The following is a 17799-nucleotide window of genomic DNA, read 5'->3' as shown; positions in this document are numbered from 1 at the left end:
AGACGATAATCGTGGTCAAAGTTGAAGCCACAATTGCGACGCCAACTTCGGACGCACCTTTCACCGCAGCTTCGTCAGCAGCTTCGCCCAATTGCCGCCTGCGAAAAATATTTTCGATAACCACAATGGCGTTATCGACCAGCATGCCTGCTCCCAGGGCCAGTCCGCCCAGGGTCATGATATTCAGGGTTATGTTTTGGAAATACATCAGGCTGAAAGTGGCCAGAACGGAAATCGGAATTGCCAGACCTACAATCACGGTTGCGCCAAGATTTCGCAGGAAAGCATACAAAATCAACACGGCCAGAATAATACCAATCACGGCAGTGGTTTTTACCTCGCCCACCGCACTTTCAATAAAAGAGGCTTGACTATAAATAAGTGAGAAATCGAGATTGGCCAACTCGTTTCCCATTCGAGTAATTTCTTCCTGAACTTGTTGTGCAACCCGGACCGTGTTATCTTTGGATTCTTTATAAATATAAAGTCCGACACTTTCCCGGCCGTTCAAAAGTACGATGTCGGTGCGTTCCTCAGGCGCGTACGCCACTCTTGCAACGTCGGATAAGAAAATCGGCACTTTGTCCGGCGTATAAACATTTCCGAATTGCTGCTGCCCCGCTGCCGTCGAGTCCCCGGCACTGCCGTTTGTGCTCTGTTTGTAACCAACGACGGTTCTTTGAACTTCGCCGATATCCGCAAACTGACCGATTCCTTTAATGATGTAGGCTTTATTCTGCTGAACTAATTTTCCACCGGAAGCATTGGCGTTTGACTGTTTGATTTTGTTACTGATATCGCCGGGCGTTAAATTATAAGCCTGCAAAAGATACTCGTTTAGCTCAACCCGGACTTCCAGTTTGATGCCGCCGTAAACTCGCACCCGGGCCACACCTTCGAGACGTTCGAGATTGCGCTTCACAAGGTTTTCGGCAACCCGGCGGATTTCATCCGAGTCATGACCGTCTTGCGTGTTTGAAGTCAGCGCGTAAGTCAGAATCGGCTCCTCCTGCGGGTCGTAGCGGGCAACTGTCAGACTACTCACCTCCGGATCGGACTCGAAACTTGCGACCTTCTTTTGAATATCGAGAAGGGCAAAGTCCATATCCGTGCCCCAGCTAAACGTGGCGGTGACTAAAATACGCCCAATGCTGCACACTGACCGGACTTCAACCACGTTGCTTACCGTGCCGAGAGCGCCTTCGAGATTGCGGGCAAACCGCTGCTCCATATCCTGCGGTGAACGTTCGCCTGACTTCAGCTCCACTACGATACGCGGATTGTATATAGAGGGCAGTAAGTCTGTACCCAGGCGATTGAAAGAGATGAAGCCAAGAATGCCGATGGTGAGCATGAGCATGGCAACTGTAACCGGATAGCGGACCGAGAATTTAGGTAGATTCATTTTTTACTCTCATAACTAAACAGAAAGGACACAAAGAAGCCCGGTGCTGCCTTCGGCTGTAGCCAAATATTTTATTCAGCCACAGATTTACACTGATTGACTCGGATAAAATACGTTTAAAAAAAAATCATGATACGCCATTTGAGTTTGTAGAAATGTGTAAGTAAAAAAAAGTAAAATTTTAAAGCTCCACTCTAAAATCCGTATTTTAGCCGTGCGAATCCGTGGTTATAGTTTTTGTGCTCTTTGTGTTGAAATTCTTATTTGGTTACCCGCACCTTAGATTTATCCCGCAGCATTTCGTGACCCTTCACCACCAGCCGCTCCCCTTCCGCGAGCCCCTCGAGAATTTCGATTTCTTCTTTGGTCTCGATACCGGTAACGACTTCACGCAGATGGGCGCTCACGCCTTCGACAACAAAAGTTATCGGTAAACCTTCGCGGGTTTGCAAGGCGCTTTTCGGGATGATGACCGCATCCGGGTGATCATCGATGATGATGTCGGCTTTAACAAACATCCCCGGGCGCAGGCGCAGCTTTGGATTTTCAATCTGCACGGTCGCCGTAAAAGTGCGGGTTTGAGCGTTAATCGTTGGACCGACTGCGGTAATCCACCCCTCAAAAGCCTCTCCTTCCAGGGCATAATTTGTGACATTGACTTTCTGGCCGGCTTGAATTTGACCTAGATCGGAATTCGGCAGATTAACTTGCACAAAAGTCGTGGTGTAATCCATGATCTTGCAAAGCTGAAATCCGCGCTGAACTTGAATGCCGTCAAAATTGGCTTGCAGGTTGGTGATAAAACCCGAAATCGGCGCCCGGAGTTTGAGTTTGTCTGCTTTGAGTTCGGCGGCTTCATAATTCAAGCGAGCATCGAGGGCGGATTTACGGGCCACCTCTAATTCTTTTTCAGTCACGCCTCCCTCTTTGAATAAAGCTTCCTGTTTTTTCAACTCGCGGTCGGCATTCTGCATCGCCAACTTTTGGGACTCAACTCTGACCTCCAAAACATATTCTTGATTGTCTATTTCTGCCAGCAGACGATCTTTTTCGACTTTTGTCCCGGCATGCAAAACTGTACCGTTGGTTTTGGCAAGATTTAAAACTCCTTGTACTTCCGCAATCACGGCCTCCTCCTTAATGCTGCGAAGGGTGCCGGTCGTTGAAATAAACTTCGCAATGGGCCCGCGTTTGATTTTTTCGACGACAACGGGCACGGTTAAATCCGCCGCGGATTTGTCGTCTCCGCCGTTGCAGGCAAGCCCTAAGAAGGATACAACAGCTAATAAAAATTTGATATTTTGTTTAAAGTTTTTCATCCTAACTCCCATGGTTTTAAGTGTTTGTGTGTTCAAGTGTTCAAGTGTTCAAGTGTTCAAGTATTCGGGTGTTAAAATTGTAACACATTAAACACTTTAAAACTTAAACACTTTACTCTATTTCAACCGGCGCATTTTTCTCAAAATCCCACAGCGTCTTTCGGCGCAAATCGGACAGTGCGTTTTTATAATCAATGATTGCGTTTAGAGAATTGGTGAGAGCTTCAGTCTGACGGTTTTGCTCAAGAGCCAGGTCCTGTGAGCTTAAGTCGCCGTTTTCAAATTTCAGCAAGCTGATTCGATAGCTTTTTTCGGCCAGCACTTCACTGCGTTTGGTGATATCCACGCGCTGCTGGGCGGATTGCAGATCGCGTACACCCTTTCGAATTTCCTGTTTGATCGTTTCAATACGATTCTTTTGGGCAAGGCGATTGTTCTCAAGCGAGGCTTTTGCCGATTCCACTTCATATCTGTTTTTACTCCAATCCCATAGCGGAATGGTCAGACCCAAAACCACACTCCGATCCTGACTAAAGTTTTTGAACGCATTTGAAAATTCTTCATCGCGATTGAAAATGCCGTAGCTCATATTTAATTGGCCTTTAATTTCCCGCGCAGAATCCACTTCCTTGACATTAATCGCGCTGAGTTCGATGTCGATTTCGTCAGTTCGCAACTCTGTGCGCCGGCTCAAGGCCTCGGACAGCGCTTTCTCTAAAGTAACCTCTATCGGGTCATAGGAAAGTTGTGTGGTGGTTTCGATTCTGTCTTCAATCGGCAAGCCAATGAGAACTTTAAAAAAATCTTCAGTCGATTTCATTGTTGCTTCACTTGTCGATGCTCTATTTCGTGCGTTCGCCAAATCAATTTCGAGTCGCAAAACCTCAACCTCGGGCAAAAGTCCTGCCTGCTGTTTTAGATTCGCAATTCGAAAGGCTTCCTGAGATTGCGCAACTTGCTTTTGGTCTATTTCCAATTGCTGCTGAGCTTTAAATAAATTGTAAAAATTTGAAGTGACATTGAAAATCAAATCAAGCTGATTGCGGGTATACGAATATTGCGTGCGCTCCAAATTTAACTCGGACTTAGTGAAATTTGTGTTTAATCGATTTAGGGTAAAGAGGGGCTGCCGGAATTGCAGTCTCAGTTGTGGCGCGTAATCTGTTGGATCTTCGACGCTGGTTAAGAGCGGCATGCCGTTTTGATCGAAGCCAACTCGTTCAAAGGTGCCGAATTGTTGGAATCTCTGAAAAGACCCAACCAGAGAGAAAACGCCATCCGTAAACCGAATCGGCTGGTTTATAAACCAATCCGCTTGAAATTCCAAAAACCGTTGCCTATCGAAACTAAAGGTGCCGCCGGTTTGCGCGGTTCGCCTTTCATTATCTTGAAAATTGGGAAAACTGTTCAAAAAAAGTTCGCTGTTACTTTTCAAGCTTGATTGGGCAGCTTGCAGACTCATTTGCGCATTAATAAGCGATTGCTCGATCCGGGCGGCATCAAAGCTTTGGTTTAAAGCAATGTTGATGCTCTCTTCAAGGTTAAGAATTTTTGGGATTTGGCTGAATGAGACAGCCGAGAAAATCAAACAAAGCAAGAAAGCAAAAGAAAATATTTTAATCATTTTGTTCTCATATTTAAATTAAAAAACCTTTTACAAACGAGGAGCGAGAAGCGTAGAGCGCTCATCGCTTCTCGCTCTACGCTCTTCGAACTACTCAACAAACTCCCACCGAATCGCATCTGCGATCAAATAGCCGCTGCCTTCATCTTCTAATTGAACAATCGCGGGTTTATCTTTTTTGAAATTGAATCTACCCAGATGTACCCAGCCGTCTGCTGTCTCATGCGGTTGAATTTCTATAGGAAAAGTCCCTTCTGAGCTGGTTACGTTCAAATAATAAGTCTGACTCTTGTAGCGTGCATACCAACTTTTTTCGGCGCGAAAATAGAAACTCAGCTCATAGTCACCGTCCTTTGGCACCGCCGCTTCCCACCTCGCCGGATAAGAACCGTCGCCGGCGCTCTTTATGCGCCAGCCAAAATAATACTTACCGAAGGCGTAGCGGTTGGTATTCTCCCACCAACTTGAACCTCTGGAAGGAGGGCGCAAGTACTTCGCCTCTGCTGAGATGGGCGTAAAAAATCCGTCGTCCTGATCATCGATAACAAACACTAAAGAGTCGTTGATTGAAGTTACCGTAAACGATGTATCGACCGGCGTTTGGCGCTTGATACGGTTTGAAATTGAAATCTGTTTCACAATCTGGCCGCGGTTGCGGGAAAAATAAGGAATCACTTCGATCTGTCTCGGTTCCTCGTTTACGGGAAATTGGATCACTTTTTCCTCGTAACTCCCCAATCGCAGATTGCGCCAGATCTTATCGTTTTTTGTTTTGCATACAATCCGGACAAAGCCATCACCTTTCTCACCGTTTTGCACCCGCACGCTGACCTGGTAAATAATGTTCAATTTTCCCGTATCAAGTTTCTCAGCCGTGGCCTGCGTCAGGCGATATCCCGGAAACGTTGCCTGATTGAACCACTCATCAAAAAAATCCTCGATGTTTTCATTCGACTCCGATTGGATGACTTTTAGGAAATCAGCAGTATCTACTTGTTTATAGCGATACTTCTCAACTAAGCTGCTTAAGGCTCTGGTGTAATTCTTCTCACCAACCCGCTTACTCAACATTTGCAAAATAGGCGGCGCTTTGAAGTCCACACAGAGGCTATATAACTTGCCATCCTCCACAGGAAGAATCTCCGTTAGCGGAGTCTTCGTGAGTGTTGTAATTAAAGAATCAACCTCAATCCCGTAGCGATGGCGGTTTCTCCACCCCCCCTCATTCTGGCGCATGCGATCGTTACTGCTGAGCGCCGCATCCCAGCGGTCGGGATAGAACAAGTCGTTGACCCGGCGCTCACTCTCTTCATAGAGTTGCAGCTCGAGAGCTCTTGATAAAACCGGATTGGTGATATCTACCTGGAAATGCAAATAATTTTTTAAGGGAGAGCTCAGACTCCCGGACCTGCGCCAGTCGTCTGAAAAAAATGTGTCCAGTACAATTTCAATAAAAACCTCTCTTTTGATACGCTGCGGGGAATCGTCGCGGCCATCTTTGCGCGCATCTTTGGTTTCGTCCTCAATTTCTTTCTTGAAACGATTCTGGGCAACTATGACCTCGCCAAGCATAATAATCTCCGGCTGCAGCATCACGTTGTTCAACCCGAATCGTGATGTGTAAACCTGCATTTGCAGCGGCACCTCGACAATCGCCAGTTTATCGTAAGGATACGGCAGACCGCTCACCTGTTCAAAAATATCGAGGATGCTTTCGACGACTTCATAACACGTGTCGGCGACGTCAGCAAAAAGGTCGTAATCCAGCAAGTGTTTTTGATGAACGTACAACTCAACTTCGGTCTGTTTAAATTTGTGAGTCAGTCGTTTATAATCGCCAATGTTCAGTGACAACCCGGGTACCGCTTTGGTTATTGAAAAGCGGCTGAGCTTTGTATCCTCATCGATTTTCTCCTCGGTTTTCCGGCCCTGAGAAATCACACTTAGACCTTGTGCGGTTTTGACCCGAATGTCTGCAGTGGCAAAATTTAGCGGTCGCGGCGCTGAAAAATCATAACCGGCAGCGGCGCCCGGAAGGGGATACCAGCCGCATTGCGCCGGCAGGACTGCAAAATCCTCACTGAGCCAGGCCGACTCATTGGGCTGAACCCAGGGACCGTCGCTTTTGTCAATTCGGCCTTTGCTTTTGGGTAAACGATCCAACATGAAACCATCTGCATCGATTTGCCCTGAATATGAAATTTGAATGGAATCTATAGAATTGGGCATAAGAGGAGAGTTTGCCAAATCCAAGATCAATAGATGCTGTTCGTGTTTAAATGGAATGGGGTCACCATTTAATTTGCTGACCTGCGAAACCGTAAGTTGGCCATTAAGCGCAAAAATGACTTCCTGCAGCGCCTCGTCATTAGGGTTCGTCAAAAACAATTTTGCAGAAACATCAAGCGGCGTTTCCTCATTCCCAAACCGGATGTCCAAATCATAATGTTTGACTTTGCAAATCGGTTTTGAAATCCAGCTTTTATGAAAGTCAAAATCGGCATTGCGGGTTGCCAGAGTGGTTTGCTGTTTTTCGAAAATTAAATAGCCGACACCTCCGGCGGCAAACAGAAAAAGCACGGCACAAGCTGTTGACAAATATTTTGAAAAACGAGATTGCCAGAGTCGCGGATAGAGCAGTATTGAAAACCCGATGAGAGAAAACGCCAGCAGGACAAAGAACAGACGCTGCAAAAGCACCCCTTCAATATTTCCAAAACCGATAAAATCGCTGGAAAAAATCGGCGCGAAAAAAGCCCCATAGTCAAAGAGTCCCAAAAAATTGTGGCGAAAATATGCCAGGATCGAAACCCAGTAACCCAAAGAAACAATCATGGCCACCGACTGCGCCCGAAACACACTGACGATAAAGAAAACCAACGCCGTCATAAATAGAATGGAGGGCAGGGTTGCAATAGCAAAGTATTCAAGAAAAGGTAAGATATTGAAACTGGTGCCGGTAAAAATAACTTTGAGCGTTCGGCCAATCACGGCGATGATGATCAAGAATAAATTGAGATACAAAACGCCGCTGACGACGCCAAAATATTTGCCCAGCACCCAATTTGCCGTGGTCATGGGCCGCGAGAGCATGACTTGATCGAGACGGGCTTTTTCTTCCGACTTGCGAAAATCTCCGGCAACAAAAGCGATGACTATCGCCTGAGCATAGCTGAAAAAGTAAAGGGCCAGATAAGCATCCGTTCCCTCAAGCAAAAACTCGCCCGGGATGCCTTCTCCGACAATGGAGAAGACAGTCAGCATCACCATGAAAAAGACGATACCGATCAAGCCGCCGCCGCCGAGCACCCAAAACTTGGCCTTGCGGTAGAGCATCTTCCGTTCGACTTCAGCAATGGTGAGAATGTATTTGATTGAAGTTAGCATATGCGATTAACGATCAACCTCCCCCTTGCGCCCTCCTTAAATAAGGAGGGCGCAAGGGGGAGGTCCGATATTTCTCCTAAATTCCTATTTCTTGAACTACTTCATTGATTCTAAAAATTACGCCTTCAATATTTTCGTAAACATCATCATTCGTGAATCTCAAAATCCGGATACCGAACCCTTCAATATGTGTCGTTCTATTTTCATCATGCTCAATTCCTCGGGAAGTAAGGTGTGAGGGTCCGTCAACTTCAATAGCTAACTTCAGGCTTGGAGAATAAAAATCAAGAATATAAGCATCAACACTGTACTGTCTTCTAAATTTAACACCGGAAACTTGTTTCTCTTTCAAATATTGCCAAAGTTTTTGCTCCGCCTCAGTTGGATTATTTCGTAGCTGTTTTCGTCTGGCTTTTTCCGTGATACGATTAAAATGCTGCGTCATTCGCTATCCTATCTAAAAAACTTTACTCAATTTTCCACCTCCTCAACCTCTTCCTCCACATGTTCACCCGCCTCAGTCTCCATAAAATACATATAAGCATCTTCGAGATTTGGCGGCACTGGCTTCATGTCAAATCCGGCAACCGAATCTCCGACGACGCGCAACCGCAAATGCCGCTCCCTGGATATCGATGAAATAATCTGCATGCGGTCGGCAATCTTCTTAAAGTCGCTTTCTTCGCACTCAACTTGCCAGACTTTGCCGGAGGCTTTGGAAATGATCTCCTGCGGCAAACCACGGAAGACTACTTTTCCATGCGAAAGCAAAGCCAAATCATTACAAGTGCTTGAAATATCCGCCACGATATGTGTGCTGAGAATGATTATTTTATTGTGGCTGATTTCAGTAAGGAGGTTCCGAAAGCGAATCCGTTCCTCCGGATCAAGACCTACGGTGGGTTCGTCAACAATGAGAATCTTCGGATCGCTAATTAATGCTTGTGCGATTCCTAAACGCCGCAGCATGCCGCCGGAGTAGGTCTTTGCTTTCCGGTCACGAACTTCGTAAAGCCTGACATTCACTAACGCCTCCTCTACACTTTTCCTTAAGTTCTTACCCGAAAGATTGTGCAGTTTTGCCACGTAAGTTAAAAATTCCGCACCGGTGAGTTGGGGATAAACCCCAAATTCCTGCGGTAAATAGCCGAGTGATTGCCGAACCTGTTTCCGTTGGTCGTGAATATTTTTACCATTTATAAAAACATCGCCGGAGGTCGGACTCTCAAGGGTTGCTAGAACCTTCATCAGGGTACTTTTGCCGGCCCCGTTTGGGCCCAGCAGCCCAAACATTCCTATAGAAATATCCAGGGTGACATCTTGCAGAGCAGTGACCCCACCCGGATAGGTTTTATAAAGATTGCGGATATCTATTTGCATAAAGGGAATGAGCTTTTTAATTGCTAAGAGAAAGACAGGATTAGTTAAAGAAATGTTGCAAAAAATATAAGGATTCGCCAAACGGTATGCAAACCTTTCAGAAAATACGAGAGGCTCCTCTTTATTCCTAGACAACCTTGCATTAGAGGTTCTTGATTAAAAAATACGAATCTTTTTCACTTTTTGACTCAGAATATACGAAATTAAAGAGTACTTTGCAATACAAAGTTTACGAATTTAAAACTTTCCACAGGTTTAGACAAGAATGTTTCAAGAATTCATGAATTAATTTAAAAGAATGCAAATTTGTTCCTTTGTTTGAAACTCGTGCGAATTAAGGACTTGATGCTGATAAAAATTTGTTTTTTAAGTTCAAATTCCATAATGTGTTTTTAAAAAGTTGACTAAGTTGACTTATTAGTAATTTATTTACAATCTACTTGCATTTCAAAATTCATTCTCTTTTATTCATTTTATGAGTCAAGGCAAACTCGAAGCCATCTGGATCAAGCGTTTTAAGCTCGGTCCAATGGACAAAAAAAATTGCGCCTCTCTTGTCGCCGGAAGAGGTCTGGCAGATAATGCCAACCAGGGCGGCAAACGCCAGGTCACGCTTATCGAGGAGGAAGTATGGCAGCGTCACATGGAAAAGCTTAGCGCCTCAGTCGAACCTTCGGCCCGGCGGGCTAATTTATTGGTAAGCGGCCTGCCACTTGTTAATTCGCGAGGGCGAGTTCTGCAAGTCGGTACCTGTCGGCTGCGAATCGCCGGTGAAACCAAGCCGTGCGAGCGCATGGATGAGGCGTGCCCGGGTTTAAAAAATGTGATGTGGGATAACTGGGGCGGCGGCGCTTATGCGGAGGTTTTGGATGATGGAGAGATTTGTGTGGGAGATGCCCTTCAGTGGCTGGATAAGTAAAAATCATTCACAGCAATCAAAAAAGTCAGCGGCCTTTCTCCAAAAGCAGCTCCAACTCACCCACCAACTCACTCATCGATTCATACCGTTTCGCTTTGTCCTTCTGCAACGCTTTCCATATAATTTTATCCAACGCCTCAGGCAGCTCGGAATTGACTTTACAAATCGGCACGGGATCTTCGTTTAAAATGGAATACAAAACACTGAGCTCAAATTTTCCTGAGAATGGCAGCTGCCCGGAAAATAACTCATAAAGCACGATTCCAAAAGAAAAGATGTCCGCGCGATGATCCGTGTCTAAACCGCTGGCTTGTTCAGGCGACATGTAGCTCAGCGTTCCCAGGGTGGTCCCGGATTTGGTCAAGTGTGGGTCGACCGGCGTGAGAGTCTTGGCCAATCCGAAGTCGGTGATTTTTGCGACCCCCTCTTTTGTAACCATGATATTCTCCGGTTTAATATCCCGGTGGACGATACCTTTAGAATGAGCGTGAATAAAGCCTTTACCGGTTTGAATTGCGATATTCAATTTGCCCGGAATGTCCCGATGGATTTGACTCCAGTCCCGCAAATTATGCCCGTCGATATATTCCATCGAAATAAAGCTGAGTCCCGCATCCTCACCGGTTTGATAAATTGTACAAATGTTTTGATGGTTCATCGCCGACGCCGCCTGAGCTTCAATAATGAATCTCTGCCTTAATTCTAAGTCATTCATTAAATCCGGTGACAGAATTTTTAGGGCCACGAGCCGGTTGAGTTTCAGATCGCGGCCTTTAAAGACGACGCCCATGCCTCCGGAACCCAGCTTTCCTAAAATTTTATGCTGAGCCAAACTATCTCCGATTTCCGGCAATCCCGCGGCAGGTGTGAGTGATGGATCAGAATCAGGAAGTGTTTCAGCTCGTTTCAAAGTTGAATCTGAATAAAGTTTTTGCTTTTCTCTTTCAAGCCACTGCCCAAAGAAGTAATTTGAAATGCTGTAATAGCGGTCTGTTTGTTTTATAAACCCGAGCTGCATGAGTTGGTAAAGTTGCGTAATAAGCTTTTCGGACGACTCGCCGCAAAGACTTTGCAGCTTGCCTAAAGTTAATTTTTTATTTTGAAGCAAACACAGGAGTATTTCCTTTTCGCTGCTTTCCAGTGTTCGAAAATCCACTGAGAAAAAGTGGCTTATCATATCGTCCTGGCTGATTTCGGCAATCACTTTCCTGATATCGTTTGAATCGATCAAGCGAGTACAAAGCAGTTGAATCAGATAGGGGTGATGAGCGGTTTTTTCGATGATTTCTTCGACAATGTCCCCGGAAAAATTCCACTGACCGATTAAGGCAGCTGAATCTTCATGTTCAAAACGAGGCAAATAAATTGGCGGCACGAACCCGTGCAAAAAGGGAGACGTGTCCGGAATGGATGTTTGTTCAAGAATCCCCAAGCGCCTGGTTGAAGTAAGGACTGTATAAATATTGTCACCACGCTGAAAGAACCGTCGTAATTTTGGCAGAATCTCCGGATTGTTTTTTTCGATATTGATGAGCTCCTCAACTTCGTCGCAGAGAAGCATTAAGTTTGAATTAGCATCCTTGACTGCCCGCTTCAGCGTTCTCAGAATACCAAATAAATCTTGTTCCTCAAGCCGGCTGACATCGACGCCAAGCTGAGAAAATTGCGGCTCCGCGTCCTCAACGCTTTCCAACAATGACTCTTTTAAGCCGTTCAGGTCACGACTCCCCTGCATATCCCAAAAAAGAGAGACATATTTGTCCGAAGACTCACCTTGCAGGATCAAGTACTCGAGTTGCTTCAACAAAGAGGTCTTGCCAACTCTGCGTGTTCCCGCAACCCAGAGATAATGCCGGCGGCCTTCCAGAATTTCGCTGATGAGTTTTTGCCGGCCGAAAAAGTTTTTCCCCCGCACCCAGTTTCCGGCTATGAAGGGATTTTTTGCGGTCATTTTTTTAGATTTATTCGTTAAAAGTATAGACCTTGCAGGTTTTTGAAACCTGCAAGGTCTTCGCTGCTATTTTAAAAAGAGCAAGGCTGCAACTGTAAAAACCACAGCTCCTGAAACGGCGATCCAGGGCCAGTTTTTTGAGCCTTTCGTCGTTGGGTTGGCAGTCAAAAATTCAATCCTTACTTCATTGAAAATCTTGACGGTCTCAGGTGTTTCTTGCTTTGAGTCAAGCTCCATGAAGGGCTGCAATGACAACATTTCAAGGAAAGCCGCTTTTGCACCAGTGGCGTCGTCCAAAGCAACTTTAACTTTGCCCAAAAGTTTATAAGCTTCGGCTTTTTCTAACTGCACCGGCTGCCTTTGCAGCAAACAAAGATTGAGCAAAGAAAGTGCTGAGTCGTATTTTGCCGAACGAAATAGGTCTGTCGCTTGCCGAAGCTCTTGCTCACAATTCTCTGGTGTTTGGGCAAATGCCCGGTGTCCGCTATTCTGAAAAAATATCACTGAAAAAATCAGTATGAAAAAATAAAGTCTATCAAGCATGGAATCCCTCTTGGTTGAAGTTAAAAATACCAAACTTTATACTTAAATATAAAAAGAAAAGTCAAAAATGAAAATGAATAATGAAATTGACAAACAAGTTTTTATTAGGAGATGCTCCTGAGTGAACACTTCAGCGGTTCAAAAAAACTTGTGTGAATTTGTAAAACAGAGTCGCAAAATTTGTGAAACTATTATGACAGATTAGAAAAATTCTAAGAAATCTTAAAAATAATATTTGTATCCAAACCATTTAGTTTTTATATTCATGCTCATTCCGATTCTCAACTTAAAGAGGAAGGTCACAATGAAAAAGAAACGTCGTTATTGGTTTACTGCTTCTCTTCGCTGTCAATTTTCCCGTAACTGCCTATGAACAAAAACTTTTTGCGTAAGTTGGAATTTACACAAAAATCTGGACTTGACAGAATTTATTTACGGTTCAATTTACTTTCATTTGATAAAGGATAGATTTGATGAGGTTTGACCCCGACTATTGGGCGCTCATTTTAGGTGGTTCAAGTGGATTCGGATTAGCGACAGCTAAAAAGTTAAGCCTGCATGGCATGAACATTTGTATTGTGCACCGCGATCGCAGAGGCGCGATGAAACGTCTCGAACTGGAATACCAGGAAATTCGAGATACGGGTGTACAAGTTTTGACATACAATGTCAACGCGCTATCTCCGGAAGGCGTTCAGGAAACTTTGGATGGTTTGCAAGCTAGCCTTGGCGCAGACGGCCGGGTTCGGATGCTTTTACACTCAATTGCTTATGGAAATCTGAAACTCCTCTCTCAAGAGCATCCTGAAAAACACAAAAAACATGAACAATCCTTAAATAAACTGAGTCAGGAGCTGGGCGTCTCGAAAGATTCTCTGCAATCAACTTTTGATAGACTCTTTGACCAGGGCGAAGAAAACCTGCTTGGTGTGGCTTCACCCGCAAAGTACAATAACGAGGAGCTTTTAAAGGATGAGGACTTTGCGCTTACAATTTACAGCATGGGCAGCAGCTTGGTAACCTGGGTACAAGAAGTTTTTAAGCGCAAGATGTTTGCTGCGGACGCGCGAGTACTGGGACTTACTAGTGAGGGCAATGAAATTGCCTGGCGAGGCTACGCTGCTGTTTCCGCCGCCAAAGTTGTGCTGGAGTCGATTGCCCGCTCTATTGCAGTTGAATATGCGCCTTATGGCATACGCGCCAATATTATTCAGGCAGGGGTGACAGACACTCCTGCTTTACGTTTAATCCCTGGTAATACTCACCTGAAAGCAACCGCGAAACTGTGCAATCCTTTTAATAGGATGACCACTCCTGAAGACGTGGCAAATTTCATTTACCTGATGTGTTTGGACGAAGCAGCCTGGGCCAACGGCAATATCATTCGGGTAGACGGTGGAGAGCATATTAGTGGATGATTTTTAGTTAAGAGCCTTTGTTTTGAATCTCAATTTTTTGTTATTTAGCTGCAAAAAGGACAATAATTATGATTTACATACATGGACTCGGGCATTTTCACCCAGACAATGTGATAGACAATAAATTTTTAGAAGAGTTGGATATCGCAACTAGCAATGAGTGGATCATGGAGCGGGTCGGCATTCGCACCCGGCGCACAGTTCTGTCGCTTGATTATATAAAAGAAACCCGAAATCGCGATCCACGTGCAGCGAGTGAAGCGTCGGATTACAGCAATGCAATTACAGGAAAGTTGGCTGGTGAAAGGGCTCTTAAAAATGCCGGCCTTGAAAAAGAACAGATCGGCCTGGTTATCGCTGGCGGATGCTCTCCGGAAACGCTTACGCCTGCCGAGGCCTGTACGATTGCCGCGGAATTGGGTATCGAAGTCAATGCTTTTGATCTGAATTCTGCATGTTCAAGTTTCGGTTCTCAAATACATTTTCTTTCGATGATGAATCCGGAAGCAACACCGGAATTTATTTTATTGATTTCCCCGGAAAATAATACACGCTCAATCGATTACACCGATCGCAATACGGCTGTTTTGTGGGGAGATGGGACGAGTGCTGCCGTGGTTTCTACAAAAGTGCCTGCAAAAGCTAAAGTTGATTTTCACAGTATGACTTCAAGTCCTCAAGGATGGGACAAAGTGACCATTCCCAGGATGGGTTATTTTAAACAGGATGGCGTAACTGTTCAGACATTTGCCATAAAACGCACAGCGAAATGTTATAGGGAAATTGGTGAAATATATCGGGAAGCACGCCCTCATTTTATTGGACACCAGGCAAATTTGTGTATGCTGCAATCCGTATGCAGTAGATGCGAAATCCCTCAGAACAAACACTTTTTTAATGTGGATGAATTTGGCAATACCGGTGCGGCCGGTGCGCCAACCGTCCTGAGTCAAAACTGGCATAAATTCAAAGAAGGAGACAGGCTTGCCCTAATTGTTGTTGGCGCAGGATTGACCTGGGCAAGCATGGCGATTGAATTTTTATGATGTTTGAGGTTTCAACAAAAATCCAGTATCTTGAAACCAGCATTGAGGACTACTATTTTTTAACAAAAGCATTTCTTCAAAATGAAATATAAAGAATTCCTCGAAAGAACTCATTTTACAAAAGAAGAGCTGATCGCATTTGCTTATGGCAAATTGGTTGAAGATTCTCCGGCAGAATTCTCCAGGTTGCCGGCCCCGCCTTTTTTAATGGTTGACCGCGTGCTTGAAATAGAGAAGCGTGGGAACAAGGGTAGCATGATCGCAGAAAAAGATGTTCATCTCGATGAGTGGTTTTTTCAGTGCCACTTCAACGGCGATCCGGTGCAGCCAGGTTGCCTGGGGATGGATGCGGTTTGGCAATTGCTGGGGTTTTATTGTGTCTGTTGTGGCAGCGAAGGTAATGGCCGCGCTCTGGGGTGCAAGGAAGTTAATTTTGACGGCCAGATCCGGCCGCATAATTCACGGGTGCGCTTTGAAATTAATGTTAGAAGATACACAGTTCTGCAGGGAGGGCACACGTCGCTTGTGATAGGTAGCGGCAACGTCTTTGTAGATGATGAACACATTTATTCTATTAAAGATGCAAAAGTTGGTATTTTTACCGGAATCGCTTATACAGATTATCCATATAAATCAAAAAACTCTTTAGGCGGAATTATGAGAAGAAAATCTTAGCGTTTATTTTAATAAATCATTTGATATTTTTATTAGAATTTGTATCTTTCAAAGTTTTCAATTAAGAAATTCAATTTCTATGATGAATTAAATAGTCATGAATCATTTTACCAAAGAAGATATATTGGAATTAGTGCCACAGCAGCCACCATTCCGGTTCATCGACGATATAATTGAATTAAGTGACGACGGCATTGTTTCGTCGTATAAGTTCAAACCGGACGAGACATTTTACGCCGGCCATTTCCCAGGCAATCCCGTCACACCGGGGGTGATCCTACTTGAAACAATGGCGCAAACCGGGGTTGTGGCGTATGGAATTTATTTGGCTTCTAAACAAATGACGCGCGACGAAATTCAAAAAACTCTTACTTTCTTCACAGAAGCCGAAGTTGAATTCACCGGTCTGGTACGGCCGGGAGATAGAGTTGTAATTCGCGCTAAGCAGATATATTTTCGCCGTTTAAAACTCAAGGTTGAGGCTGAAATTACTTTGAACAATGGCAAGGTCGTTTGCAGCGGCACAATCGCGGGAATGGGGGTCAGACAAAGATGAAAAATAGAGTTGTCGTTACAGGGCTTGGAGTTATTGCGCCGAACGGTCACGGTATTGAAGCGTTTGAAACAGCATTGAAAAAAGGTGAATCCGGTATCAGGTTTATCCCAGAGCTTGAAGAATTAAAATTTGGCTGCCAAGTAGCAGGGGTTCCGCAGAAACTTGATGATATTTGTTCGCGTTATTTCACCGAGGAACAACTACTGGCAATGAATTCAAGCATTAAGTATGCAGCAATTTCAGCAATCGACGCTTGGCAAGATGCTGGTCTTGAGGTGCCTGAAGATGATTCGGAGCAAGTGGATTGGGATGCCGGCGCCATCATCGGTACCGGAATTGGGGGGATGGATACAATAGGTGACAAACTTATTCCCTTAACAGATGCTGGTAAAAGTCGACGCCTTGGCAGCACCGCTGTTGAACAAGTGATGGCAAGCGGCGTCTCCGCAAAAATAGGCGGCCTGCTGGGATTGGGAAATCAAGTAACAACCAATAGCTGTGCCTGCAGTACCGGTACGGAGGCCATTCTCGATGCGATGTACAGAATCCGGCATGGTCGGGCTCGACGCATGTTAGCAGGTGGAGCGGAAGGCGCTTCACCCTATATCTGGGCCGGGTTTGATGCTATGCGGGTCTTAACCCGGACGCGCAACGAAGAACCTGTTAAAGCATCCCGTCCCATGAGTGCAAGTGCCGCTGGGTTTATTCCAGGCGCCGGCGCCGGAATTTTAATGATTGAAAGTTTGGACAGCGCCCTGGAACGCGGCGCAGAAATTTATGCTGAAATCATTGGTGGAGCTATCAATTGTGGCGGCCACAGAATGGGCGGCAGTATGACTGCTCCAAACCCAGTCGGTGTTCAGCGATGTGTTCAGAATGCCCTGATTGATGCCGGGATCGAAGGCAGCCAGGTAGACGCTATCAACGGGCATTTAACAGCCACATTTGCCGATCCGCATGAAATTAAAAACTGGGCAAAAGCATTGGGCAGAGCTGAACGGAATTTCCCACTTATAAATGCTACCAAATCGCTGCTCGGCCATTGCCTGGGCGCGGCAGGTGGTTTGGAATCCATAGCATGTGTACTTCAGGTGTACAAAGGCTTTGTTCATGGGTCGGTTAATTGTGAAGATTTGCATGCAGAATTATTGCCATATTCCGACAGCATCGTCCAGCAAACCAGAGAAACGCCGGAACTGAAAATTCAGGCAAAGGCCAGCTTCGGCTTTGGCGATGTTAATGCCTGTGTTTTGTTCAAAAAATGGCAAGCGTAAACAATAAAAAAAACAAAAAGATATTTAAACATCCTTAAGGAGATTTTAAAAATGACTAAAGATGAAGTCTTTAAAAAAATCGTCGATATTTTGAGCAAATATAGTAAAGCTGAAATTAAAATGGAAAACATTTCAATGGAGACGTCAATTTTAGATGAGTTAAAAATAAATTCTGCCAGACTGGTAGACATTGTACTTGATTTTGAAGATGTATTTGACATTGAAGTTGACGATGATGATGCAGACAACGTAACCACTGTTGGAGATGGTGTGAATTTGATTTTGGCTAAAATATGAGTAGT

The 17799-nt window shown here is 44.9% G+C and carries 15 protein-coding genes; 7 read left to right on the top strand and 8 right to left on the bottom strand.

Annotated features, from left to right (window positions below; genetic code table 11):
* The 6 genes from IH879_00445 to IH879_00420 form a co-directional block, all read right to left on the bottom strand.
* On the bottom strand, positions 1-1405 hold a 1405-nt coding region (locus IH879_00445), incomplete at its 3' end, for an efflux RND transporter permease subunit (protein ID MCH7673402.1).
* Between the two features lie 260 nt (positions 1406-1665).
* The gene (locus IH879_00440; protein MCH7673401.1) at positions 1666-2724 is read right to left on the bottom strand and encodes an efflux RND transporter periplasmic adaptor subunit; all 1059 of its coding nucleotides are present in this window, start codon (positions 2722-2724) and stop codon (positions 1666-1668) included.
* Positions 2725-2836: 112 nt separating this feature from the next.
* The gene (locus tag IH879_00435; GenBank protein ID MCH7673400.1) at positions 2837-4348 is read right to left on the bottom strand and encodes a TolC family protein; all 1512 of its coding nucleotides are present in this window, start codon (positions 4346-4348) and stop codon (positions 2837-2839) included.
* 90 nt (positions 4349-4438) lie between these two features.
* Positions 4439-7735, bottom strand: a complete 3297-nt coding sequence (locus tag IH879_00430) for a hypothetical protein (GenBank protein MCH7673399.1) — start codon at positions 7733-7735, stop codon at positions 4439-4441.
* A 76-nt stretch (positions 7736-7811) separates the two neighbouring features.
* Positions 7812-8180 carry an endonuclease domain-containing protein gene (locus IH879_00425; GenBank protein MCH7673398.1) on the bottom strand — a complete coding sequence of 123 codons (369 nt, stop codon included), beginning with the start codon at positions 8178-8180 and terminating at the stop codon, positions 7812-7814.
* A 26-nt stretch (positions 8181-8206) separates the two neighbouring features.
* On the bottom strand, positions 8207-9115 hold the full coding sequence (locus tag IH879_00420; protein ID MCH7673397.1) for an ABC transporter ATP-binding protein: 909 nt from the start codon (positions 9113-9115) through the stop codon (positions 8207-8209).
* 475 nt (positions 9116-9590) lie between these two features.
* Between IH879_00420 and IH879_00415 the strand changes: the two genes are divergently transcribed.
* Complete coding sequence (locus IH879_00415) at positions 9591-10034, top strand: MOSC domain-containing protein (protein MCH7673396.1); 444 nt, start codon at positions 9591-9593, stop codon at positions 10032-10034.
* Positions 10035-10059: 25 nt separating this feature from the next.
* On the opposite strand, the gene IH879_00410 is transcribed toward IH879_00415, so the two are convergent.
* Positions 10060-11985 carry a protein kinase gene (locus IH879_00410; GenBank protein ID MCH7673395.1) on the bottom strand — a complete coding sequence of 642 codons (1926 nt, stop codon included), beginning with the start codon at positions 11983-11985 and terminating at the stop codon, positions 10060-10062.
* Positions 11986-12051: 66 nt separating this feature from the next.
* On the bottom strand, positions 12052-12528 hold the full coding sequence (locus IH879_00405) for a hypothetical protein (GenBank protein MCH7673394.1): 477 nt from the start codon (positions 12526-12528) through the stop codon (positions 12052-12054).
* A gap of 473 nt (positions 12529-13001) precedes the next feature.
* On the opposite strand from IH879_00405, the gene IH879_00400 reads away from it, so the two are divergent.
* The 6 genes from IH879_00400 to IH879_00375 all read left to right on the top strand — a co-directional run bounded on the left by IH879_00400 (position 13002) and on the right by IH879_00375 (position 17794).
* Complete coding sequence (locus tag IH879_00400; GenBank protein MCH7673393.1) at positions 13002-13946, top strand: SDR family oxidoreductase; 945 nt, start codon at positions 13002-13004, stop codon at positions 13944-13946.
* A 68-nt stretch (positions 13947-14014) separates the two neighbouring features.
* Positions 14015-14992 carry a ketoacyl-ACP synthase III gene (locus IH879_00395; GenBank protein ID MCH7673392.1) on the top strand — a complete coding sequence of 326 codons (978 nt, stop codon included), beginning with the start codon at positions 14015-14017 and terminating at the stop codon, positions 14990-14992.
* 81 nt (positions 14993-15073) lie between these two features.
* Positions 15074-15667 carry a bifunctional 3-hydroxydecanoyl-ACP dehydratase/trans-2-decenoyl-ACP isomerase gene (gene fabA, locus IH879_00390; GenBank protein ID MCH7673391.1) on the top strand — a complete coding sequence of 198 codons (594 nt, stop codon included), beginning with the start codon at positions 15074-15076 and terminating at the stop codon, positions 15665-15667.
* A 97-nt stretch (positions 15668-15764) separates the two neighbouring features.
* Positions 15765-16223: a beta-hydroxyacyl-ACP dehydratase gene (locus IH879_00385; protein ID MCH7673390.1), complete on the top strand. Its 459-nt coding sequence runs from the start codon at positions 15765-15767 to the stop codon at positions 16221-16223.
* Complete coding sequence (locus IH879_00380) at positions 16220-17497, top strand: beta-ketoacyl-[acyl-carrier-protein] synthase family protein (GenBank protein MCH7673389.1); 1278 nt, start codon at positions 16220-16222, stop codon at positions 17495-17497. Before IH879_00385 ends, IH879_00380 begins: the two co-directional genes overlap by 4 nt.
* A 51-nt stretch (positions 17498-17548) precedes the next feature.
* Complete coding sequence (locus tag IH879_00375) at positions 17549-17794, top strand: acyl carrier protein (GenBank protein MCH7673388.1); 246 nt, start codon at positions 17549-17551, stop codon at positions 17792-17794.
* Positions 17795-17799: the final 5 nt, after the last annotated feature.

The sequence above is a fragment of the candidate division KSB1 bacterium genome (assembly GCA_022562085.1).
Taxonomy (GTDB): domain Bacteria; phylum Zhuqueibacterota; class Zhuqueibacteria; order Oceanimicrobiales; family Oceanimicrobiaceae; genus Oceanimicrobium.
This window is presented reverse-complemented; position numbering and strand designations above follow the sequence as displayed.

What these genes read in the sequence shown, in the direction of transcription:
- IH879_00440 (MCH7673401.1), bottom strand. Translation starts at nt 2,724, where the DNA reads ATGAAAAACTTTAAACAAAATATCAAATTTTTATTAGCTGTTGTATCC.
- IH879_00420 (MCH7673397.1), bottom strand. Translation starts at nt 9,115, where the DNA reads ATGCAAATAGATATCCGCAATCTTTATAAAACCTATCCGGGTGGGGTC.
- IH879_00425 (MCH7673398.1), bottom strand. Translation starts at nt 8,180, where the DNA reads ATGACGCAGCATTTTAATCGTATCACGGAAAAAGCCAGACGAAAACAG.
- IH879_00395 (MCH7673392.1), top strand. Translation starts at nt 14,015, where the DNA reads ATGATTTACATACATGGACTCGGGCATTTTCACCCAGACAATGTGATA.
- IH879_00415 (MCH7673396.1), top strand. Translation starts at nt 9,591, where the DNA reads ATGAGTCAAGGCAAACTCGAAGCCATCTGGATCAAGCGTTTTAAGCTC.
- IH879_00410 (MCH7673395.1), bottom strand. Translation starts at nt 11,985, where the DNA reads ATGACCGCAAAAAATCCCTTCATAGCCGGAAACTGGGTGCGGGGGAAA.
- IH879_00385 (MCH7673390.1), top strand. Translation starts at nt 15,765, where the DNA reads ATGAATCATTTTACCAAAGAAGATATATTGGAATTAGTGCCACAGCAG.
- IH879_00430 (MCH7673399.1), bottom strand. Translation starts at nt 7,735, where the DNA reads ATGCTAACTTCAATCAAATACATTCTCACCATTGCTGAAGTCGAACGG.
- IH879_00435 (MCH7673400.1), bottom strand. Translation starts at nt 4,348, where the DNA reads ATGATTAAAATATTTTCTTTTGCTTTCTTGCTTTGTTTGATTTTCTCG.
- IH879_00405 (MCH7673394.1), bottom strand. Translation starts at nt 12,528, where the DNA reads ATGCTTGATAGACTTTATTTTTTCATACTGATTTTTTCAGTGATATTT.
- fabA (MCH7673391.1), top strand. Translation starts at nt 15,074, where the DNA reads ATGAAATATAAAGAATTCCTCGAAAGAACTCATTTTACAAAAGAAGAG.
- IH879_00400 (MCH7673393.1), top strand. Translation starts at nt 13,002, where the DNA reads ATGAGGTTTGACCCCGACTATTGGGCGCTCATTTTAGGTGGTTCAAGT.
- IH879_00375 (MCH7673388.1), top strand. Translation starts at nt 17,549, where the DNA reads ATGACTAAAGATGAAGTCTTTAAAAAAATCGTCGATATTTTGAGCAAA.
- IH879_00380 (MCH7673389.1), top strand. Translation starts at nt 16,220, where the DNA reads ATGAAAAATAGAGTTGTCGTTACAGGGCTTGGAGTTATTGCGCCGAAC.